Annotated in this window: 16 protein-coding genes and 1 pseudogene; 8 read left to right on the plus strand and 9 right to left on the minus strand. The window is 74.1% G+C overall.

Features of this window, described 5'->3' with window-relative positions:
• Positions 1-12: 12 nt before the first annotated feature.
• On the minus strand, positions 13-2,163 hold the full coding sequence (locus ACF08B_RS03355) for a SpoIIE family protein phosphatase (protein ID WP_392315814.1): 2,151 nt from the start codon (positions 2,161-2,163) through the stop codon (positions 13-15).
• 412 nt (positions 2,164-2,575) lie between these two features.
• Between ACF08B_RS03355 and ACF08B_RS03360 the strand changes: the two genes are divergently transcribed.
• The gene (locus tag ACF08B_RS03360; protein WP_392315815.1) at positions 2,576-3,184 is read left to right on the plus strand and encodes a LuxR C-terminal-related transcriptional regulator; all 609 of its coding nucleotides are present in this window, start codon (positions 2,576-2,578) and stop codon (positions 3,182-3,184) included.
• On the opposite strand, the gene ACF08B_RS03365 is transcribed toward ACF08B_RS03360, so the two are convergent.
• The 4 genes from ACF08B_RS03365 to lanKC form a co-directional block, all read right to left on the minus strand.
• Entirely contained in the window at positions 3,185-5,095 is a 1,911-nt protein-coding gene (locus tag ACF08B_RS03365) for an ATP-binding cassette domain-containing protein (protein WP_392315816.1), read from the minus strand. It lies immediately after the preceding gene.
• The gene (locus tag ACF08B_RS03370) at positions 5,092-7,077 is read right to left on the minus strand and encodes an ABC transporter transmembrane domain-containing protein (protein ID WP_392315817.1); all 1,986 of its coding nucleotides are present in this window, start codon (positions 7,075-7,077) and stop codon (positions 5,092-5,094) included. The genes ACF08B_RS03365 and ACF08B_RS03370 overlap by 4 nt, the downstream gene beginning before the upstream one ends.
• A 186-nt stretch (positions 7,078-7,263) precedes the next feature.
• Positions 7,264-7,377, minus strand: coding sequence for a SapB/AmfS family lanthipeptide (locus ACF08B_RS03375; protein ID WP_073890943.1), 114 nt, complete (start codon positions 7,375-7,377; stop codon positions 7,264-7,266).
• A 37-nt stretch (positions 7,378-7,414) separates the two neighbouring features.
• On the minus strand, positions 7,415-10,027 hold the full coding sequence (gene lanKC, locus ACF08B_RS03380; protein WP_392315818.1) for a class III lanthionine synthetase LanKC: 2,613 nt from the start codon (positions 10,025-10,027) through the stop codon (positions 7,415-7,417).
• A gap of 227 nt (positions 10,028-10,254) precedes the next feature.
• Between lanKC and ACF08B_RS03385 the strand changes: the two genes are divergently transcribed.
• The 3 genes from ACF08B_RS03385 (at position 10,255) to ACF08B_RS03395 (ending at position 14,554) form a co-directional block, all read left to right on the plus strand.
• Entirely contained in the window at positions 10,255-12,711 is a 2,457-nt protein-coding gene (locus tag ACF08B_RS03385) for a SpoIIE family protein phosphatase (RefSeq protein WP_392315819.1), read from the plus strand.
• Between the two features lie 80 nt (positions 12,712-12,791).
• Positions 12,792-13,064: a hypothetical protein gene (locus ACF08B_RS03390; RefSeq protein ID WP_392315820.1), complete on the plus strand. Its 273-nt coding sequence runs from the start codon at positions 12,792-12,794 to the stop codon at positions 13,062-13,064.
• Entirely contained in the window at positions 13,061-14,554 is a 1,494-nt protein-coding gene (locus ACF08B_RS03395) for a cytochrome bc complex cytochrome b subunit (protein WP_392315821.1), read from the plus strand. Before ACF08B_RS03390 ends, ACF08B_RS03395 begins: the two co-directional genes overlap by 4 nt.
• On the opposite strand, the gene ACF08B_RS03400 is transcribed toward ACF08B_RS03395, so the two are convergent.
• Entirely contained in the window at positions 14,490-14,873 is a 384-nt protein-coding gene (locus ACF08B_RS03400) for a cytochrome c oxidase subunit 4 (protein WP_392315822.1), read from the minus strand. The two genes, ACF08B_RS03395 and ACF08B_RS03400, sit on opposite strands and share 65 nt — an antisense overlap.
• A complete protein-coding gene (gene ctaD / locus ACF08B_RS03405; protein ID WP_392315823.1) occupies positions 14,870-16,534 on the minus strand; it encodes a cytochrome c oxidase subunit I in 1,665 nt (554 codons plus the stop codon). Before ctaD ends, ACF08B_RS03400 begins: the two co-directional genes overlap by 4 nt.
• A gap of 162 nt (positions 16,535-16,696) precedes the next feature.
• Between ctaD and ACF08B_RS03410 the strand changes: the two genes are divergently transcribed.
• From ACF08B_RS03410 to ACF08B_RS03425, 4 genes and pseudogenes are all read left to right on the plus strand, one after another.
• Positions 16,697-17,065, plus strand: a complete 369-nt coding sequence (locus tag ACF08B_RS03410; protein ID WP_241840864.1) for a DUF6479 family protein — start codon at positions 16,697-16,699, stop codon at positions 17,063-17,065.
• 73 nt (positions 17,066-17,138) lie between these two features.
• Positions 17,139-17,324: a hypothetical protein gene (locus ACF08B_RS03415; protein WP_392315824.1), complete on the plus strand. Its 186-nt coding sequence runs from the start codon at positions 17,139-17,141 to the stop codon at positions 17,322-17,324.
• Positions 17,325-17,472: 148 nt separating this feature from the next.
• Positions 17,473-17,541: pseudogene (locus ACF08B_RS03420) on the plus strand (hypothetical protein); the annotation flags it as partial.
• 46 nt (positions 17,542-17,587) lie between these two features.
• Positions 17,588-18,391: a class I SAM-dependent methyltransferase gene (locus tag ACF08B_RS03425; RefSeq protein WP_392315825.1), complete on the plus strand. Its 804-nt coding sequence runs from the start codon at positions 17,588-17,590 to the stop codon at positions 18,389-18,391.
• 12 nt (positions 18,392-18,403) lie between these two features.
• On the opposite strand, the gene rfbC is transcribed toward ACF08B_RS03425, so the two are convergent.
• Complete coding sequence (rfbC, locus tag ACF08B_RS03430) at positions 18,404-19,000, minus strand: dTDP-4-dehydrorhamnose 3,5-epimerase (RefSeq protein WP_392315826.1); 597 nt, start codon at positions 18,998-19,000, stop codon at positions 18,404-18,406.
• Between the two features lie 4 nt (positions 19,001-19,004).
• On the minus strand, positions 19,005-20,948 hold the full coding sequence (locus ACF08B_RS03435; protein WP_392315827.1) for a glycosyltransferase family 2 protein: 1,944 nt from the start codon (positions 20,946-20,948) through the stop codon (positions 19,005-19,007).
• Positions 20,949-20,968 lie beyond the last annotated feature (20 nt).

The raw sequence follows: 20,968 nt of genomic DNA on the forward strand, positions 1-20,968 counted from the left end.
GTGACGGAGGTGTCAGCCGTCGTCGCGGGCCCGCAGCAGCAGCACCGCCACGTCGTCCAGGCGTTCCCGGGCCGCCGCGCTGTGCCGGAGGATTTCGTCCGCGAGAGTCTCCAGCGGCTGGTCACCGATCTCCGAGAGCAGCGCGCCGAGCTCGACCAGGGCGTCCTCGATGTCGACGCCCGGGGACTCCACCAGGCCGTCGGTGTAGAGGACGAGGACCGAGCCGGGCGCCAGGGACACCTCGGTCGTCGGGTAGACCGCCGCCGCGTCGATCCCCAGCAGCGGGCCCCCGGCCAGGTCCAGCACCCGCACCCGCCCGTCGGGACGCCGCAGCAGCGGCGGCGGATGCCCCGCACGCGCCATGACGGCCCGTCCGCGCTCGGGATCGAGCCGCAGATACAGACAGCTGGCGAACAGCTCCGAACCCAGGTCGATGAGCAGCCGGTTGGTGCTGCTCATCACCTCGTGCGGCGCCTGCCCCACCGTGGTGTAGGCGCGGACCCCGGTGCGGATCTGCCCCATCAGGCCCGCCGCGGTCACGTTGTGCCCCTGTACGTCCCCGATCACCGCCGCCGCCAGCGGCCGGGTCGGCACCAGGTCGTAGAAGTCGCCGCCGATCTCCATGCCGTGGGTGGCCGGCAGATAGCGGGCCGCCGCCTCGATGCCGGGCAGGGACGCCAGCGTGCTCGGCAGCAGCGCCTGCTGGAGGCCGTGCGCCAGCCGGGTCTTGGCGTCGTAGAGCAGCGCCCGCTCCAGCGCCTGCGCGATCAGACCGCCGAGGGACGTCAGGACCGCCCGCTCGTCGGCGGGGAAGGCGTGCGGTTCGGCGTAGGCGAGGACACAGGTGCCCACCGGCCGGCCGGACGCGATCAGCGGCAGGTACGCCCAGGCCGCGAAACCGTCCGGGGTCTCGTGCCGGCCGGGATACAGCCGTTCCAGCTGCTCCCTCGTGTCGAAGAACGCGGGCACCCCGCTGTTCAGGGCCTGCGTGCCCGGGGTGCGTTCGCTCAGCGGCAGCCCGTCGAACCGCTCCACGACGTGCGCGTTCGCGTACCCGCGATGCCCCAGCACGTGCAGCCGGCCGCCCTGCGAGCCGAGGATCACCAGCGCCCGGCTGCCGACGGCCGGGGCCACCTCGTCCCAGACCAGCTGCACCACGTCCTGCACGCCCACCGCCTCGGTCAGCGCACCGGCCAGGCTCAGCACCTGGGAGATGGTCACCAGCCGTGCCGGATGCGCCTCGGACTCCGGTGCCCTGCGCGCCAGTTCAGCCACCGCCCGCGCCCGGCTGATGCGCACGCTCAGCCCGGTCGTGCTCGGATACATGCGGAACGACAGCCACTCGCCCGGCGGGCGCAGCGCCACGAACGACATCACCTGCTGGCTGATCAGGGCCGCCCGGTAACGGTCCTCGTACATCGGGTCGTTGAGCCAGGGCACCGACACCCAGGGTTTGCTGCCGAGCAGTTCCCCGGCCGGTCTTCCGAGCATCTCGGCCGCCGCCGCGTTGACGAAGCCGATCCTGCCGTGCAGGTCGAGCGAGACCAGCCCGTACGGCAGCCTGGACACCATCCGGACCGCCTCGAGCGAGCCCAGCGTGCCGGCGATGCCCGGCGCGGGTGCCGCGATCACATCGGCCTCGGGGCCGACCGGCCGGTTCTCCTCGGCGGCCCGCTGAAGCCGCAGCGCCAGCCGGTCGCAGGCCGCCGACAGACTCTCGCGCTCCCGGTCGGACAGCTCCGGCGGATGAGCGCCGGGCCAGGTCACGAACACTGCGCCGTACACCCCGCGCTCCGTCGCCAGGGGAAGCGCGGCCAGCGCGAAGGGATACGGCAGCACCACCGAGATCCGCGGATAGCGGCGGGCCATCTCGTCCTCGCCGGCCACCCACACCAGCCGCCGGTGCCGCACCGCGTCGGCGACCGGGATCGGCGCGCTCAGCCCCACCCGCTCCCACGGCGCCGCGAACGCCCGGGGCATGCCCGCGGTCACCGCCATCTCCAGGACCGGTTCGTCGGGCCTGAGCAGGTACACCGCGCCCGAGTGCGCCTGCACCTCCTCGACCAGCGAGGCCAGCGCGAGCGACAGCACCGGCCGCCCGACCGACGCCGCGTCCGCCGCCGGCGCGCGTCCCGGCCCCGGCCCGTCGGACACGCCGACCACCTCCTCCTACGGCCGCCTCCTACGGCCGCGCGTCGCACCCAAGGATCAAGACTCCCTCGCGGGTGCGCCCCGCGCACGGCGAGCCGGCCGCCGTGATCACGGCCCGGACCCGTACGACGGGTGCGTTCGCATACCCCGAACGCCCCGACGCATGCCTGGTCGGCCGATGCGCGAAGCGGCACACGCCCGCTCCCCGTGCGCCCCCGCGCACCCCGATGGCCGGATCTTCGCGCCCGCCCTGGATGATCCGGCCGAAGAATGGGCACGCGCTCACCGCGCCCGAAAGTCGACGGCGTGAAAGACGGCGCGGAAGACGGCGTGGAAGAGGGCGCGGACGACGGGAAGACGGACGGCAGCGAACCACGACGGCCGGACGAACGCAGGTACGGCGACCATCCGAGGGGGCGGAGCAGTGATCCGGGTGCTTCTGGTGCACGACACGAGTCTGGTGCGATCGGTTCTCGCGGAGTGGCTGCGACGGGATCCCGGGCTCGCTGTGGACGACACGCCATGGCGCGGAGCCGCCTCGCGGTTACGGTCGTTACGTCCGGACGTGTGCGCGGCGGACCTGGACTGTGCCGACGGCCACGGGGTGCCGCCGCTCGGCGACCTGTGCCCGCCCGGCGCCGGGGGGAGACCGCCGGCGCTGGTGGTGCTGGCGCACGCGCACCGGCCGGGACTGCTCAGACGCGCTGCGGAGGCGGGGGCGCTCGGCTTCGTCGACAAGGCTGGCTCGCCCGACCGGCTGGTGCGTGCCATACGGAGCGTCGCATCGCGGGAACGTTTCGTCGATGCCTCGCTGGGTTTCGGGTTCCTCAAGGCCGCGCAGATGCCGCTGACCAGACGTGAACTGAGCGTGCTGTCCCTGGCGGCCGGCGGCGCGTCCATCGCGGAGATCGCCGGGAGCCTGCACCTCTCCCACGGCACGGTCCGCAACTACATGGCGTCCATCACCCGCAAGACCGGCGCGCGCAACCGCGTCGACGCGATCCGGATATCGCGTGGTGAGGGCTGGGTGTGACTAGCGGGCGAGCGGCGCCGGGGCGATCCAGCCACCGGCCAGGTCCCGGTACAGGGCCGAGGTCCGCAGCAGCTCCTCGTGCGTGCCGGCGGCCGTGTGCGCGCCGTCCATGACCAGGATCCGGTCGGCCCGGCGGGCCGAACTGATCCGGTGGGCGACGACCACCAGCGTGCCGCCCGGCCGCTCGGCGAAGGCCCGCTCGGCGCGCGCCTCCGCCGCCGGATCCAGATGGCAGGTCGCCTCGTCGAGCAGGGCCAGCGGGGCGGGGGCCAGATAGGCCCGGGTCAGCGCGATCAACTGCCGCTCACCGGCCGAGAGCGCCGCCGGATCGACCCGGCCGGCGGGGCCGCCCAGCGTCCGCAGCAGCGGGGTCAGGCCGAGGACGTCGGCGGCCGCCAGCAGCTCCGCCTCGGGCACCGGGCCGGGGCGGAAGAGGGTGAGGTTCTCGGCCAGAGTGCCGCCGTGGACGTACGCCTCCTGGGGGATGAGGACCCGCAGCGCGGCCGCCTCCGGCCCCGGTACGGCGTGCCCGTGGACGCGGATGCCGCCGTGCACCGGCCGCAGCAGCCCGGCGACGAGTCCCGTGAGCGTCGACTTCCCGATCCCGCTCGGCCCGACGACGGCCAGGTGCCCGCCCACCGGCACGGTGAGAGCGAACCCGTCGAGCACGGGCTCACTCGCGGGGCCGTAGGCGAAGGTGACGGAATCCAGGTCGAGGGCGGGAGCGCCGGGACGCGGTGCCGCGGGTGGCTTTCCCACGGGCTCCAGGCCGGCCGGCCGGCGTTCGCGTGGGGTCGTCCGGGCGTCGTGGGGCCATGACCGCGCGGGGGAGTCCGCCGTGCCCGGTGCGGCCGGGTGGTTCCCCGGCTTCGGCTCCGGTGTGCGCCGGGCCGGCACCGCCGCGGTGCCGGGCGTCCGCTCGGCGGGGGCGGGTACTGCCGGGTGGCGCACGGTCCGGGAGCGGGAGGGGCGTCCCCGCGCGGGGGCGTCCGGTGCGGTCAGGCGGCGCAGGACGACCGTCAGGCGGGCGCCGCCGGTGCCCAGCCCGTGGACGAGGTTGTGCAGGGCGGGCAGCAGCGACTGGGTGACGTAGGCCAGCGCGCCGACCAGCGCGCCCGGGGTGACACCGTGACCGAGCAGCCAGGGCGCGGTGGCGAGCAGCAGCACCACGGGCGTCTGGCCGCCCACGGCCAGGGCGGCCACCCGGGTCACGCTCCAGCGGGCCAGCGCGCCTGCGGCCCGCAGCTCCGCGTCGATCAGCCGCCCGGTGTCGGTGGCGACGCGCGCCTCGGCACCGGCCGCCGTGACGTCCCGCAGTCCCGGGCACACCGTGCCCAGCTCCCCGGCGAGTGCCTCGTCGGCGGCGAGGAACGCCTCCTGACGGCGGGCCAGCGGCCGGAGCGTCACCGCGAACAGGGCCATACCGGCCAGCAGCGGCGGCAGGACGACCGCGAGCAGCAGGGGGGCCAGGGAGAACAGACCGATCAGCGCGCCGGCGGAGGTGAACAGGAACGAGCGGGAGACCATCACCAGTCCGGCGAGGGCGTCCCGGGCGATCTCCACCTGCTGGGTCAGCCCGGACAGCGCCCCCGTGTCCGCCTCCCGGACCCCCCGCCCGACCACGGCCGTGACGAGCCGGTCCCGGACCGGCTCGACCAGCGCGGCGACCGCGCCGTACACCCGCCCGGTCCCGTACGCCCCGACGGCCACGGCGAGGGCGGCGGCCCCCAGCCACAGCAGACCGGCCCGCGCGTTCCCGGCCAGGAAGCCGGAGTCCAGCGCCCGCGCGAGAGCGAGACCGACGACGAAGGTCTGGCCCGCCTCCAGCACCGACCAGGCACCGAGCCGGACCAGCACGAGCCACCGGACCCGCAGCGTCCGGCGCACCCGCCCGCCCACGGCCGCCGTCACCGGGCCCCGGTCCCGGCGTTGCCGGCCGCGGTGCCCGTGCTCTCGGCCGGACCGTCCTGACCGCGGGTACCTGTCCCGTCCCCGACGGTGTCGTCCGGGGCACCCCCACCCCCGCTGCCCGTTGCGGCCCCGGCGTTCCCGACGGCGGGCTCCGGGGTTCCCGGGGCTGGGCCGACTCCGGCGTCTTCCGCGTGGGCGGCGCTGCCCCCGGGGTCCGGGCCGACTCCCGGGCCTTCGGCGCGGGCGCCCTCGGGGTTCGTGCCGTTCTCCTCGCCGAACACCGCGCGGTAGTCGGCGTCGGCCCACAGCTCATGGTGCGTGCCGATCGCTCGTACGCGGCCCCCGTCCAGCCAGGCGACCCTGTCCGCGCGGGCCGCTGTCGTCGCGCGGTGGGCGATCAGCAGGCGGGTCGGGCCGGGGCCCAGGAGGGACTGGGTGATCTGGTGCTCGGTGACCGTGTCGAGGCTGGACAGGGCGTCGTCGAGGACCAGGAGCCGACCGCCGTGGGCGAAGGCGCGGGCCAGGCCGAGGCGTTGGGACTCGCCGCCGGAGTGGGGAGCGTCGGCGCAACGGGTCGCGTAGCCGGCGGGCAGCCGGCGGACGAAGGCGTCGGCGCGGGCCTTGCGGGCGGCGGCCCGGACTCCGGCGGGGGAGGGGGCCGCGAGGCCGAACGCGATGGTGTCCGCCACCGTGGTGCCGAGCAGCGCGGGCCGTTCGAAGGCGTAGGCGACCGCCTGCCGCAGCTGAGCGTGGGACAGTTCGGGCAGCGGGACGCCGTCGAGGAGGACCTCGCCCGCGTCCGGGTCGGCGAGCCGGCCGGCGAGCTCGGCGAGGAGGGACTTGCCGGTGCCGGAACGGCCCACGACCGCCAGGGTCGTGCCGCCCGGTACGACCAGGTCGACGCCGTCGAGGACGGTCCGGGCGCCGCGGTGGGCGGTGACCCCGCGCAGTTCCAGCCGGCCGGGACCGGACGGCAGACGGCGGGCGCCGTGGGCGGGCGCGCCCTCGGCGGTCACCTCGGCGAGCCGTGCCGTCGCCGCCCGGGCCCGGCCGAGCGCCGCCAACTGGCCGACCAGGACGCCGACTCCGGTGGCGAGCGCCGCGTACCGGGAGGCGGCCAGCACCTCACCCACCGTCAGGCGGTGCCGGACGAGCAGCAGTCCGGCGACCGCCACCACGCCCAGGGTGAGCAGCGGCGCCACGGTGACGGCCTGCGCGGCGGCCCGCCCCTGCACCCGCCACATACGGTGCCCGGCGCGGGACAGTTCGGGCAGCGGGGCGAGGATCCGTGCCGTCTCCCGGTCCTCGGCGCCCGCGGCCCGGATCGTGCGGAATCCGCCGACCGCGTCCGCGAGGGAGGACGCGATCCGCCCCTGCACCCGCTGGTAGTCGGCCGCGCAGGCCGACGTGTCGCGGGCGAAGGCGCGCAGCAGCAGGGCCAGTACCGGGGCCCCGGCCAGGAACACGGCCGCCAGCCACGGGTCGATGAGGCCGAGGGCGATCACCCCCCCGACGGGACCGGCGAGCGCGGCGGCGAGCGCGGCCAGCGCGCCCGGCGCCGTCCCGGCCTGCGCCGCACCGCCGACCAGCCGCGCCACCAGGTCCCCGGAGCCGAACCGGGCCGTGGCGCGCGGCCCCAGTGCCAGGACGTGCCCGGTGAGGCGGTGGCGCAGCCAGGCGGTGGCCCGCGCGTCGGCCGTGCCGGTGAGCACGCCCGCGCAGCCTTCCAGTACCGCGGTCAGCAGGACGAGGGCGGCGCACCCGCCGACCCAGCGGGCCGCCGGGGCGTGCGCCAGCAGCAGGTCGAGGGTGTGGCCGAGCAGCGCGGGCAGCAGGAGGCCCGCCGCCGTGGCCGCCGTGCTCACGGCGCACAGCGCGGCGCAGCGGGCGCCGGTGTGCCGCAGCACCGCACGCGACAGGTCACGGACGGCCGCGGGACTCGGAGTCGGAGGGGCGTCGGCGGCGTCGGCACGGAGGGTCATCGGCTGCGGCCTCGCTCGGGTCGGACGGAAGCGGGGGCTGAGTGGGCGGGGGAAGCCGGCGCGCCCGAGGCGTCGGCCGGAAGCGGACTACGGCGGACGGGGTCCCGGCGCCCACGGGAACGGCAAGGCCCCGGGGGGCCCTCCCCGCGAGGAGGGCCGCCCGGAGCCGTGAACGCACCTGCTCGGTCAGAGGCAGAGCAGTACGCTCGCCGCGGACACACAGGACAGCAGGCTCGCGGTGCTCGCGCCGGTGTGGGTGTGCTCGTCGGACTCGAGGATCTGCAGGTCGAGAAGTGCCATGGTGATGTCCTTTCCCTTTATGGGGACGGGGGTTGGATCACGACTCCGTCAATGCGCGGAGCCGCGTGCGGGGGCCGCCACGGGGGGGCGGCAGGAAGGGCAGGTGCGCGCTGCGCTCGGGGTCGCGTGCCGCGGCGAGCGCGAGCAGGCAGCCTGCCGTACCGGTGGCCAGGTCCATGGAGAGACGCATCATCTGGTGCCCGGGGAAGGCCAGTTGGCCCTGGTAGCCCATGGAGAACCAGCCGAGGCCCGCGATCTGCTGCTCCAGCCGTTCCCGGGTGGCACCCGGGGCGGAGCTGCGGGCCAGGTGGAGGATCATCCCGGCGCGGCCCTGGAAGAGGCCGGGCTGGGCGTAGAAGCGTGAGGTCGCCGCGGTGAGGATGCCGGCCCGGGCGGTCCGGAACCGCTCGTCGTCCGCGTACACGAGCCAGTCGTCGAGGACCAGTCCGATCCCGGCGCTGCCGTCGCCGAGGTAGGGCAGGGTCCGCCAGCCCTCGTCCACCTCCAGGCCGCCGCCCGCCTCCTGCACCACACAGACCGCGAGATCCCGGCGCAGCGCCTCGGCGGCCGCGTCGAGGAACCGCGTCTCACCGGTCTCCTCGTACCACCGGATCAGGAACAGCGCGGGCCCGCTCGCGCCGCGCAGCAGCCCGGCGCGGCGGCGCGGGGTGTCCGGGACGGGTTCGGCGAGGCGCCGTACGAGGATGTCGGCGGCGTCGGCGGCGTGCTGCCGCAGGCCCGGCTCACCGGTGGTGGCCGCGAGCCGGGCGAGGACCAGCCCCAGTCCCGCGAGCCCGCCCTGCAGATCGGAGGCCAGATTGCGCCAGTTCTCCCGCAGGATGCCGTCGAGCAGGTCCAGCGCCCGGCCGCGGTGGCCGAGCCGGTCGAGGACCAGGGCCACGCCGGCGAGGCCGTCGTACAGGCCGAGCGGGGTGCCGGGCGGCGGCGGGGCGGTGTGGTCGAGCAGCCAGCGTTCGCCCTCGTCGTAGCGGCCGGCCCCGGACTCCTCCAGCGCGTACAGCACGCCGGCCGCGCCGTGCGCGAGCCCGAGGCCGCCGCCGTCGGAGAACTGGGCGATGTCGCCGGGGAAGAGGCGGTCGTCGCGTTCCGGGGTGGCGGAGGCGAGGATCGCCTTCACCATCGAGTCCCGGCTGTAGGGCCAGTCGCCGGGCACCACCGGCACGGCCGGCCGGCTCCGCCCGCCGCCCGTGTCCCGGGTGATCTCCGCGACCGCCTCGTCCAGGAACGCCCGCGGGACGTCCGGGAACTGCTCGGATATCACCTCGGCGAGATGCGCGGCCTTGCCGCGGTCCACCACGAACAGCGTGGTCACCGGCAGGAACAGGGCCAGCCGCAGACAGGCCAGGGCATAGCGGTCGACGTCCGGGCCGCGCCGGTCCGGTGGCGCGAAGAAGCCCGGGTGGGCGACGGTCTGCCGGGCGTTCTCCTCGGCGGGGGCCGCGGCCTCGAAGTCGATGAGGTGCACCGTCTCCTCGTCGGGCGCCACCATGATGTTGAAGACGTGCAGGTCGTTGAAGACGAGCCCGCGCGCGTGGATCGCCGCCACCGCCCGTTCCACCGAGGCGTGGACACGCAGCGCCCACGCCGTGTACGCGGCGACCTTCGCCGGGTCGGGGTCGGAGGTGAGCAGCGGATGCCGCTCGGCGAAGAAGGAGTTGAGCGGGCGGCCCTCCAGGAAGTCCATGACCAGGAACCGGTGGTCGCCCAGGGTGAACCAGTCCCGCACCTCGGGTACCACGCCGGTGCCGGCGGCCCGTTGGAGCGCGGCCCGCTCCCGCTCCAGCCGGGCGACGGCGTCCGCGCCGTCGGCGGCGAGTCCCGCGTGCGGCCGGGCCTCCTTCAGCACCACCCGGCGCCCGTCCCGGGTGTCCGTGCCGGTGTACACCCCGCCGCCGTTGGAGAAGTGCAGTGCCTTCTCGATGCGGTACGGCAGGTCGCCGACCGTGGTGGTGTTGCGGGCGTCGAGGTGCGGCCGCAGGAACTCCGGGAGGCTCACCCACTCCGGCACCTGGAAGGACGGCGCCCGCCGGTCCGGGACCAGCCGTCCGGTGGCGTCGGCGACCGCCGGGACGAGCGTGCCCCGCTCGTCCACCACGTACCGGCGGGCGAACGCGCCGTAGCGGACGTAGAGCGGGCCGTCCTGCCAGCGCAGGTCGGTGAGGATGTACGGCCCCTCGAAACCCTCCAGCAGGGCGCCGAGTTCCCGCAGGGTGCGCTGCAACTGCTCCTCGTCGGCCGGGTAGACGGTGACGAACTTGCCGCTGGTGTCGCGGCCCGCGTACTTGGCGTTGCGCAGATGCAGCAGGTGCGGGCCGGGCACGAACTTGAACGGGATGCGGCGCGGCACGCAGTAGTCCCAGACGATCGCGGCGATGCGCTCCGCGTTCGCCGCCGTCGCCGAGGAGTGGATCTTCCAGCCCTGGGCCGGCGACGGGAGCGGGGCGCCGTCCGCGTCGACCGGCGTCAGCGTCAGCCAGTCGCCGGAGCGGGCCGCGTGCCAGCCCTCCGGAACGGTGCGGCACGCCGTCGCGAACAGCGGCGCGGGCTCACCGTCCGCGGCCGAGAGCCGGTCGGGCGCGTCGTAGAAGTGTCCGTCGGCGAGCGCGTACACCTCGTAGCGCTTGTCCATGCGCCTCCCGTCCCTCCTCGTGCGGTGCCGTGCGGTGACGGGAAGACACTCTCAGCGGCCACCCGGTCGCGGACAGTCACGTCTGTCACGACATCCGCGTGCGGAACTCACGGGTCAAGATGTGTTCGGCCGCTTTCGACCCGAGGGCCCCGGAACAGGCGGCGCGCGGGCCCGTCGGGCACCCGGACTCTTCACAGGGGCTGCGCGGGAGCCTCACACGCGCTGTAATGGCGAACGTGGTGAGTGACGGCGCTGCGATCAGCGGCACGAGGACGGAACGTGCCGAATCCGCCCTCGACACGCTCACCGCGTCGCCGGTCTCCCCCGAGCGGCTCCGCCGCATCCTCGAACAGGCCCTCGTGTTCGCCGCCGCGTCCTTCGCCGGGGTGTACACGCCCGGCGACGACCCGACCCAGCTGTACCTCGCCGAGTCGGCGGGCCTGCCACGCACCCTGTACGGCCTCAGGGACAGCTATCCGGCGGCGGGCGGTTCCCCGGTCGCCGAGGCCCACCGCACCGGACGTCCGCGCTGGCTGGGCCCGGCGGAACTGGCCGGCGGCCCCGAGGCCCGGCGCACCCCGTCCGGGGAGTTCTCGCTGGCCGCGGTGCCGCTCGGCCCGGCCGGCTGCGGCTGTCTGCTGGCCGTCAGCGAGCACCCCGGCGGGTTCGGCAGCGACGACCGCGCCTGCCTGGAGCTGATCGCCCGGGCGATCGCCGTACCCGCCCCGCAGGAGGCCGCCGAAGAGGGCCGTGAGCTGCCGCCGGACACCTTCAGCCTGGCCATGGACAGCGGCCGGGTGGAGGTGGGCGACGGGATCCTCGCCCTCTTCGGGATCGCCCGCGACAGCTTCGACGGCCGGGTGGAGACCCTGCTCGGGCAGACCGTCCCCGAGGACCTGCCCGCCCTGATGTCCGTGGTCGAGGCCGACCACATGTCCATCGGCGACCGCGAGCTGGAGTTCCGCATCCTGCAGCCCTCCGGCCCGCCGAAGTGGCTCCGGCTCCGCGGCCGGCTGCTGCCGGGCGAGAAGGGCCGCCCGGCCCGGCTCGTCGGCACCCTCGCCGACGCCTCCACGCTCCGCTCCGACGTCACCGACGTGGCCCGGGTGCAGCGCCTTGCCGCCGCCCTGGCCACCGCCGGCACCGTCAAGGACGTCGGCAACGCCGTCGTCGCGGCCCTGCGCAAGCCCCTGCAGGCCGACCGGATCGCGCTCGCCGAACTCGAGAACGACCGGCTCGTGGTCACCGTCCTCGACCCGCCCGAACCCGAGTTCTGGCCCGAGGTGTGGCGCAGCGAGTGGCGCACCGAGTGGCCCGACGCCCCGGTACGCTCCATGCCCACCCTGTCGGCCGCGCTGCGCGAGGGGCGCGCCCGGATCTGGCCCGCCGGCAGCCCGCTGGAGCCCGCCCTCGCCGACGTCGGCCCCGGCGGCCTCGCGGTGCTGCCGCTGCCCGCCGGCGGCCGCATGGCCGGTGCCTGCCTGATCGGCTGGGACCGCCCGCGCGAGTTCGCCCCCGACGAACGCGCCCTGCTCACCGTCTGCGCCGGCCTGACCGGCCAGGCCCTGCTGCGCGCCCACGCCTTCGACGCCGAGCACGAACTCGTCGGCATGCTCCAGCGCACCCTGCTGCCCCGCCGCCTGCCCCGGCTGCCCGGCGCGGTCGCCGTCGCCCGCTACCTGCCCACCACCGCGGGCCTGGAGGTCGGCGGCGACTGGTACGACGTCATCCCCCTCGCCGACAACCACGTGGCCTTCGTCATCGGCGACGTCCAGGGCCACAACGCGGGCGCCGCCACCCTGATGGGCCAGATGCGCACCGCGCTGCGCGCCTACGCCGCGGAGGGCCACCCCCCGGACGTCGTCGTCTCCCACGCCAACCGGCTGCTGATGGACATGGAGACCGACCTCTTCGCCACCTGCGCCTACGTGGACGTCGACATGGAGCAGGGCACCGCCCTGTGCGTACGGGCCGGCCATCTCCAGCCCGTGCTGCGCCACCCGGACGGCTCGACCACGATCGTGGAGGCCGAGGGCGGCCCGCCGCTCGGTGTCCTCGGCCGGGCCGAGTTCCCGATGACCCCGCTCCGGCTCCAGCCGGGCACGGTGCTCGCGCTGACCACCGACGGACTGGTGGAGTCCGCCGACGAGGACCTCGACGTCGGCATGGAACGGCTCGCCGGCGCGCTGGCCGCCGCGGACCCCGCCCACCTCGGGCAGGTCGCCGACGCCCTGCTCACCGGCGCCCACCGGGGCGACGACGTGGCCCTGCTGCTGATGCGCTTCGACGGCATGGCGGTACGGCCGCTGCGCGAGAGCTGGACGGTGTGGCGGGTACCGGAGGCGGTCCGCCACGCACGCCGCTTCACCCGGCGCACCCTGCGCACCTGGGGCGTCGAGCGGGACACCCTCGACGCGGCCCTCCTCGTGGTCTCCGAGCTCGTCACCAACGCCCTCGTGCACACCGGCGGCCCGGTCCGGCTCGACATGAGCCTGGTCAACCACCGGCTGCGGCTCGCCGTCGCCGACTCCTCGCCGCGCAGCCCCATGAAGCCCGCGAGCATCGGCTGGGAGGCCACCGGCGGCCGGGGCATCCTGCTGGTGGAGGCCGTCTCGGCGGCGTGGGGCACGATCCCGGTCAGCGGCGGCAAGCAGGTCTGGGCGGACCTCGTCGCCCCCGACTGACACCCACTCGGGTGCGTCGGGGCACCGTTCAGGCAGGCTGGGGAGGCGCATCGGGCGAGCGGTGCCTAGGGTCGGTTGATGTGGCACACACCTTCGAAGAACTGGTGCAGAAGCAGCGCGCGGCCGCCGCGGCCCACACCACGGTCGAGGATCTGCGGGACGCCTACGGCCCGCCGGCCGAGCGACGGATGACGGGCGCCCAGTCGGGCACCTACGAGACCGCCCTGCGCGCCTGGCGCGACCTCGCCCGGGACGTGCAGACCGCCGTCAGCGAGTACGCCAGGGAGACGGGCCGGCCCCGCGCCGAGGTGGAGGCCGAGGTGGAGCGGGCCGCGGCGACGGAGACCACGTGAGCCGGACGGCCCGCCGCGCCGAGCGGCTGGCCGACGCCGCGGACGCACGGCTGCCCGTCCTGGAGGGCGGCACACTCCTGCGCAAGGCGTTCCCCGAGCACTGGTCCTTCTTCCTCGGCGAGATCGCCCTCTACAGCCTGCTGTTGCTGATCCTGACCGGTGTGTGGCTGACCTTCTTCTTCCAGCCGGAGATGCGCGAGGTCGTCTACACGGGCTCCTACGTGCCGCTGCAGGGCGTGGCGATGTCGGCCGCGTTCGACTCCACCCTGCACATCAGCTTCGACGTGCGCGGCGGCCTGCTGATGCGGCAGGCCCATCACTGGGCCGCGCTCGTCTTCGTGGCCGCGATCGGCCTGCACCTGCTGCGGATCTTCTTCACCGGCGCCTTCCGCCGGCCCCGCGAACTCAACTGGGCGATCGGGGTGACCCTGTTCATGCTCTCGCTCGCCGAGGGCTTCGCCGGCTACTCGCTCCCCGACGACCTGCTCTCCGGCACCGGACTGCGCATCGCCCAGGGCATCATGACGTCGATCCCGGTGGTGGGCACCTACCTGGCCTTCTTCGCCTTCGGCGGCGAGTACCCGGGACACGACATCATCACCCGCCTCTACCCGCTGCACATCCTGCTGCTCCCCGGCGCCCTCATCGCCCTGGTGACGGCCCATCTGATCCTGGTCTTCCACCTCAAGCACACCCAGTGGCGCGGTCCGGGCCGCACCAACCGCAACGTCCTCGGCAAGCCCCTCTACCCGCAGTTCACCGGCACCTCGGCCGGCCTGTCCCTGACGGTGTTCGGTGTGCTGGTGCTGCTGTCCGGCCTCGCCCAGATCAACCCGGTGTGGACCTACGGCCCCTACCGCCCGGACCAGGTCTCCACCGGCTCCCAGCCCGACTGGTACGTCGGCTTCCTGGAGGGGGCGCTGCGGCTGGTACCGCCCTGGGAGACGAACGTCGCCGGGCACACCGTCATGTGGAACGTGCTGCTCCCGGCCGTCGTCCTGCCCGGCCTGCTGTTCGCCGTGCTCTACGCCTACCCCTTCGTCGAGCAGCGCCTGACCGGGGAGTGGCGTCACGAGCAGCACCTGTGCGACCGGCCGCGCGAGCGCCCCGTGCGGACCGGACTCGGCGTGGCCGGCACCGTCTTCTACGGCGTGCTGCTGCTGGCCGGCGCCAACGACATCATGGCCCAGGTCTTCCGCGTCTCCGTCGACGCCCTGACCTGGATCCTGCGCGTGGCCCTGGTGGCGGCGCCGGTCCTCTCGTTCCTGGTGACCCGGTGGCTGTGCCGGGCCCTGACCGCGGCCGAACGCGAGCGGCTCGCCGAGGGAGTGCCCACCGGCGACATCCGCCAGAGCGTCACCGGCGGCTACGAGAGCGACCACGAACCCGTCGAGTCCTTCCGGCCGGGCGCTCCCCGCAAGCCGCTCACCGGCGCGCGTACTGGAACACCAGCCCGAACACCCCGCGCGCCAGAACACCCAGACCGATGAGGAACAGCCACAGCCCGTAGACGACCCCGCCGGCCGTCACCGCGAAGCCGAGCGCGGTGACGATCGGCCACACGCTCGCGTCCGGGAAGAACGCCACCGGCCCGGCCGCGTCCGCCACTTCGGCGTCGGTGCGGTCCTGCGGGCGCAGCCCCCGGCGCCGGTACTGGATCAGGCAGAAGAAGCCGACGAGCGCCGCCATCCCGCACGCGACGACCAGCGCGGTCGTGCCCGTGGCATCCCCCGACCACACCCCGTACAGGGCGGCACAACCCCCGAAGAACAGCGCCACGGCGCCGAACAGCACCGCCTCGGCCTTCATCGCGTCGCCTTCTTCCCGGGCGGGCTGTCGATCCCCGGATGGTGCAGGTCGAACGCGGGGGACTCCGACCGGATACGGGGCAGGGCGACGAAGTTGTGCCGCGGAGGCGGACTGGACGTCGCCCACTCCAGGCCCCGCCCCCAGCCCCAGGGGTCGTCGAGGCCGACCTTCTCGCCCCTGACGGCGGTGCGCCAGACGTTGTACAGGAACGGCAGCGTGGAGACGCCCAGCAGGAACGCACCCGCCGTGGACAGCGTGTTGAGCGCCGTGAACCCGTCCCCGGGCAGATAGTCGGCGTACCGCCGCGGCATGCCCTGCTCACCGAGCCAGTGCTGCACCAGGAAGGTGAGCTGGAACCCGGGGAACAGCAGCCAGAAGTGCACCTTGCCGAGCCGCTCGTCCAGCATCTTCCCGGTGAACTTCGGCCACCAGAAGTAGAACCCGGCGAACATCGCGAACACCACGGTGCCGAACAGCACGTAGTGCAGGTGCGCCACGATGAAGTACGAGTCCGTCAGATGGAAGTCGAGCGGCGGCGAGGCGATCAGCACCCCGCTCAGCCCGCCCAGCAGGAACGACACCAGGAAGCCCGCCGACCACAGCATCGGCGTCTCGAACGAGAGCGAACCGTGCATCATCGTGCCGATCCACGCGAAGAACTTGATGCCCGTGGGCACCGCGATCAGGAACGACATGATCGAGAAGAAGGGCAGCAGCACCGCGCCGGTCGCGAACATGTGGTGCGCCCACACCACCGCCGAGAGCATGGTGATCGCGATCGTCGCCCCGATCATCGGCACATAGCCGAACAGGGGCTTGCGGGAGAAGACCGGGATGATCTCCGAGACGATCCCGAAGAACGGCAGCGCCACGATGTAGACCTCGGGATGCCCGAAGAACCAGAACAGGTGCTGCCACAGCAGCGCGCCCCCGTTCGCCGCGTCGAAGACGTGCGCCCCGAACTTCCGGTCCGCCTCCAGGGTCAGCAGCGCCGCCGTCAGCACCGGGAAGGCGGGCAGCACCAGGATCGAGGTGAACAGCACGTTCCAGGTGAAGATCGGCATCCGGAACATCGTCATGCCCGGCGCGCGCAGGCACATGATCGTCGCGATGAAGTTCACCGCGGTCAGCGTCGTCGACACACCCGAGACGACCAGCCCCATCGTCCACAGGTCACCGCCCGCGCCGGGGGAGTAGTAGGCGCTGTTCAGCGGCGCGTAGGCGAACCAGCCGAACGCCGCGGCCCCGCCCGGCACCAGGAAGCCCGACACCACCATCAGCCCGCCGAAGAGGTACATCCAGTACGACAGCGCGTTGAGCCGCGGAAAGGCCAGGTCCGGGGCCCCGATCTGGAGCGGCATGACGGCGTTGGCGAACCCGGCGAACATGGGCGTCGCGAACAGCAGCATCATGATCGTGCCGTGGATCGTGACGAACTCCAGGTAGCCCTGCTTGCTCAGCACCTGCATACCGGGTTCGGCCAGTTCGGTGCGCATGGCGAGCGCGAGCAGACCGGCCAGCAGGAAGAAGCAGAACGCCGTGACCATGTAGAGACGGCCGATCACCTTGTGGTCGGCCGTGGACACCCAGCGCAGGAGGGTCCGGCCGGGGCGCGGAGCGGGCTCCGTGTACCGGGCGGTGATCTCCACGATCTCTGACATGTGCGGCGAATCCGTCATCGCGGGTGACGGTACTCCCGGTGCCGCGAAGCCCGTCAGCGCCACGCCCTGCACGTCCGCGCCCGGCCCGGCCGCGGGTTGCGCCGAACGGCTGACCGCCGTCCGGCCCGGCATCCTCGGCGCGGCCCCGGGTACCCGGCGCCCATGACGACTTCCATGTACGAAGCGGCCGCCGGCGTTCAGGTGTTCGGATACGTCCTCATCCTGGTCGCCGGGCTGGCCTGTGTCGCGGGACTGATCTGGGCCTTCCGGCTGGGCGCGAAGGTGCGCGAGCGTGAACCGGCACCGCCGCGCCCCGACGAGCAGCCCCGGGTGCCGCCGTCCGGGCCGGTCCGCGAAGTGCAGGAGATGCGGGAGCCGGACGAGGTGCCGCGGGCCGCGGACGGCGACGAGCGGCTCACCCCCCACCACTTCGGCAACGTCGGCAGCAAGCGGGCCGAGGACCAGAGCCGCCCGCGCTGGTCCCCCGGATCGAGCGGCTCGTTCGGCGGCGGTGGCGGCGGCCGTACCTGACCGCCGCCGTCCGTCCGGGTTTGCCCACGCCCGAGCGGGGGACCCGGCCGGACACCGATCGTGCAGAGGGAAGATGAATGACGTGACCGCGCATGCCAGTCAGAGGACCGCACTGCCCTACGCCGAGACCGGTTGGGCCGAGGCCCGCCGCCGTCACGGCCGCGGACCGCGCACCTGCCGGCCCGCCGTGCTGAAGCACGCGGCCGCCCGCCGGCAGGGCGAGGCGGCCGAGGACAACATCGTGCGCGGCGACGACTGAGACGACTGCCCGGAAGGGCGCACCGCGGGCCCGGCACCGCGCGGTGAACCGCGGTGGGCAGCGCGGTGTCCTGACGTGACCATCCAGTCGTACAAACGCAGGTCCGATCGGGACGATCGCCACTAGGGTGGGGCGAAGGAAGGCTCTGGTGCTCTCCGGCGGCACCGGGTCCAGGCTGCGACCGATCGCGCACACCTCGGCCGAACGACTGGTGCCGGTGGCCGACGGGCAAGCGGTCGGCGAATCCGCGAGGAGACGTCCGAGTGAAACGCCACGAGTTCCTGCGGGGACTCCACAAGGCCACCGCGAACCGCAACTACCTGGAGATCGGCGTCAACGACGGCCGCAGCCTGACGCTCTCCCGGGTGCCCAGCATCGCGATCGACCCCGCCTTCAAGGTGGTCAGCGAGATCCGCTGCGACGTCCACCTGGCCAAGGCGACCAGCGACGACTTCTTCGCCCGCGACAACCCGCTCGCCCATCTGCGGGGCGGACGCCACCCGTTGCGCAACCTCGCCCGCAACCGCAGCCCGCTCGGCCACTGGCAGCGCACCACCCTGGACCTGTCGTTCATCGACGGCATGCATCTGTTCGAGTACGCGCTGCGGGACTTCATCAACATCGAGAAGCACGCGGACTGGGCCAGCGTGATCGTCTTCGACGACATGCTGCCGCGCAACGTGGACGAGGCCGCCCGCGACCGGCACACCAACGCCTGGACCGGGGACGTCTACAAGCTGATCGAGATCCTCCAGCGCCACCGCCCCGACCTGGTGACCGTCCTCGTCGACACCGCGCCCACCGGCCAGCTGGTGGTCTTCGGCGCCGACCCGGACAACACCGTCCTCAAGGACCGCTACGACGACATCATCGCGGAGTTCGAGGTCCCCGACCCGCAGAAGGTCCCGGAGTCCGTCCTCGGGCGCACCACCGCCGTCAAGCCCGAGGACTTCCTCGGCGCCGGGTTCTGGAAGCCGCTGGCCGCGTCCCGCAACCGGGGCACCGGCCGATCCCGCGGCTGGGAGCCGCTGCGCCGCGCGCTCGCGCCGTACGCCGCCGGACGCTGAACCCGGCGGCCCCTACCGGCCGCGCAACCGCTCGTAGTGGGCGGAGCATTCCTTGTACGTGGGCAGCAGCCCGGACTGCTCCGCCTCGGCGAGCGTCGGTGCCTCGGTGTCCTTGGCCGACAGCACGGGCTCGACACCCTCGGGCCAGGCGATGCCCAGCTGCGGGTCGAGCGGGTGCAGCCCGTGCTCGCGCTGGGGCGCGTACCCGGCCGAGCACAGGTACACCACCGCCGCGTCGTCGGTCAGCGCCATGAACGCGTGCCCGAGGCCCTCGGCGAGGAAGACCGCGCGCCGGCTCTCGTCGTCCAGCCGCACCGCCTCCCACCGCGCGTAGGTGGGGGAGCCGACGCGGATGTCCACGACCACGTCCAGGACGGCTCCGCGCACACAGGTGACGTACTTGGCCTGCCCGGGCGGCACGTCCGCGAAGTGGATGCCGCGCAGCACGCCCCGGGCGGACACCGACATGTTGGCCTGGGCGAGTTCCAGGTCGTAGCCGGTGGCCTCGCGGAACTCCGCGCCCCGGTACCACTCGTGGAAGCTGCCCCGCTCGTCCGGGAACACCCGCGGTTCCAGCACCCAGGCGTCCGCTATCCCCAACTGCCGCACGTGATCAGGCCTTTCCCGTCGATGTCCTGCCGAGCGCCGAGCGCAGTGCGCGCCGCGCCACGCGTACCAGCCGCCGCAGCGGTCCCGGGTGCGCCGGCCGGACCACCTCGACGTCACCACGGCCGCGGCCCACCCGCAGCAGCAGTGCGAGCGCCGGTACCCGGCCGTCCGGCAGACCCAGCCCGGTCCGCCAGACGGCGTTGCGCAGCTCCCGCAGCGGTATCGAGGCCTCCAGCAGCGAGTGCACGCCGTCGGCGGGGGTGAGCACGGCCGGCCGGTCGAGCGTGCGGCCCGAGGCCGTCGCGGTGAACCGGAGGGTGGCCGCCGTGCTGTCCGGGACGTACAGCGGCAGGGCCACCGTCAGCGTCTCGGTGTCGGAGACGGCCGCGTCCGCCGGGGTGAGCCGGTGCAGGCCGAGGGACTTCACGGCACGGTCCACGTCCAGCGACAGGTTGCGGCCCTGCTTCGTCCAGTACGGCAGCACGACCCGCCCGGCGACGATCCCGGCCGGCGGCAGCGCGGGCGCCTGCTCGGGGGCGGGGCCCAGGCGGCACTCCTTGGTCCAGCCGCCCAGGGAGACCCGGACGAACATGTCCCACAGCCCGCCGTGCAGCGGGGCGCCGCCCGCGGCGGTGCCGGGGTCCACGCCGGCGGTCGCGCGCAGCACCAGGCGGGTGCCGCCGTCCTCGGCGGGGATCCGCTCGCGGGTGAGTTCGACCGGCTGGAAGAAGGAGGCCGCGGTCGCCCGGTCGCGCAGGATCAGGTCGGCGGCGGCCCGCTCGAAGCCGTCCGCCGCGGCGGCACCCAGCCATGCGGCGGCCTCGGCCGCGTCGCGGGGCGCGCCGTCCGCCGCCGGCCGGGGGGCGTCGGCGGCCACGCTCAGCGGCCCGTCGGCCGTGACGTACTCGGCGGTGAGGCCGATCCGCAGGGTGCCGTCCTGCCACTCGACGGCCGTCGGGACGGACCGGGGCCGCACCCCGGCCTCCCACTCGGCGAGGGCGACGAGGTCGTCGTAGCGGTCCTCGCGGAGCAGCGCGGCGACGATCCGCTGACCGGGGCGGAGCCCGGCGGCCACTCCGGGTCCGAAGCGCTCCACCACGACGGCGTGGATCTCCCGGAACAGCTCGCGCCGGTAGTCGTCGGGCATCGCCAGCAGCCGGCGTCCGCTCATCCGGTCGGCCATCTCCACGCGCAGCCAGCGGCGCATCAGTTTGTCGCGCAGCGGCCCCGGTTCGGTGTACCGCTCGACCACGTCGAGGGCCTCGCGGAGGTTCTTGTAGTAGCCGACGGGGTCGAAGCGCTGGAAGCCGGCGTTGGCCGCGTCGTCGCGTTTGACGTGGTAGTAGCAGACGTAGTCGCTGAGCACGGAGACGTTGTCCGCGCGCAGATAGGCCTCGGTGACGAAGACGTGGTCCTCCAGCCGCCGCCGGCCCTCGGGGAAGCGCAGGCCGGTGCGGTCCAGGAAGGAGCGCCGGAGCATCTTGTGCGGGGTGAGGCTGTCGATCAGCGGCGCGTTGTCGACCGTGGCGTGCGGGTGGTTGCGGCGGAACAGCTCCACCGGCACGGGGCGGCCCTTTCCGGCCATCTTGCCGACGATCACGTCGGCCTTGTTGGCCACCCCGTAGTCGTACATCCGCTCCAGGGCCTCGGGCCCCAGGTGGTCGTCGTTGTCGACGAACATCACGAACTCGCCCCGGGCGGCGTCGATCCCGACGTTGCGGGGCCTGCCCGACCAGCCGGAGTTCTCCTGGTGGAGGACCCTCACATGAGCGTGCTGTGCGGCGAGCTCGTCCAGCCGGGCGGGGGTGCCGTCCGTGGAGCCGTCGTCCACGAAGATCAGTTCGTACGCGTCGGCGGGCAGGGACTGGTTCAGCAGCGAGGCGACGCAGTCCTCGATGTACGGCCCTGGGTTGTAGACGGGGACGACGACGCTGACCTTGACCGGCATCCGGTTCCAAGCCCCCTTTG

This window comes from Streptomyces sp. NPDC015139 (assembly GCF_043079785.1).
Taxonomy (GTDB): Bacteria; Actinomycetota; Actinomycetes; order Streptomycetales; family Streptomycetaceae; genus Streptomyces; species Streptomyces albidocamelliae.

Excerpts from the sequence above, each read along its gene's own strand:
- ACF08B_RS03370 (WP_392315817.1), bottom strand. The coding sequence starts at position 7,077 with ATGACCCTCCGTGCCGACGCCGCCGACGCCCCTCCGACTCCGAGTCCC.
- ACF08B_RS03375 (WP_073890943.1), bottom strand. The coding sequence starts at position 7,377 with ATGGCACTTCTCGACCTGCAGATCCTCGAGTCCGACGAGCACACCCAC.
- lanKC (WP_392315818.1), bottom strand. The coding sequence starts at position 10,027 with ATGGACAAGCGCTACGAGGTGTACGCGCTCGCCGACGGACACTTCTAC.
- ACF08B_RS03385 (WP_392315819.1), top strand. The coding sequence starts at position 10,255 with ATGGCGAACGTGGTGAGTGACGGCGCTGCGATCAGCGGCACGAGGACG.
- ACF08B_RS03400 (WP_392315822.1), bottom strand. The coding sequence starts at position 14,873 with ATGAAGGCCGAGGCGGTGCTGTTCGGCGCCGTGGCGCTGTTCTTCGGG.
- ctaD (WP_392315823.1), bottom strand. The coding sequence starts at position 16,534 with ATGTCAGAGATCGTGGAGATCACCGCCCGGTACACGGAGCCCGCTCCG.
- ACF08B_RS03410 (WP_241840864.1), top strand. The coding sequence starts at position 16,697 with ATGACGACTTCCATGTACGAAGCGGCCGCCGGCGTTCAGGTGTTCGGA.
- ACF08B_RS03415 (WP_392315824.1), top strand. The coding sequence starts at position 17,139 with ATGAATGACGTGACCGCGCATGCCAGTCAGAGGACCGCACTGCCCTAC.
- ACF08B_RS03435 (WP_392315827.1), bottom strand. The coding sequence starts at position 20,948 with ATGCCGGTCAAGGTCAGCGTCGTCGTCCCCGTCTACAACCCAGGGCCG.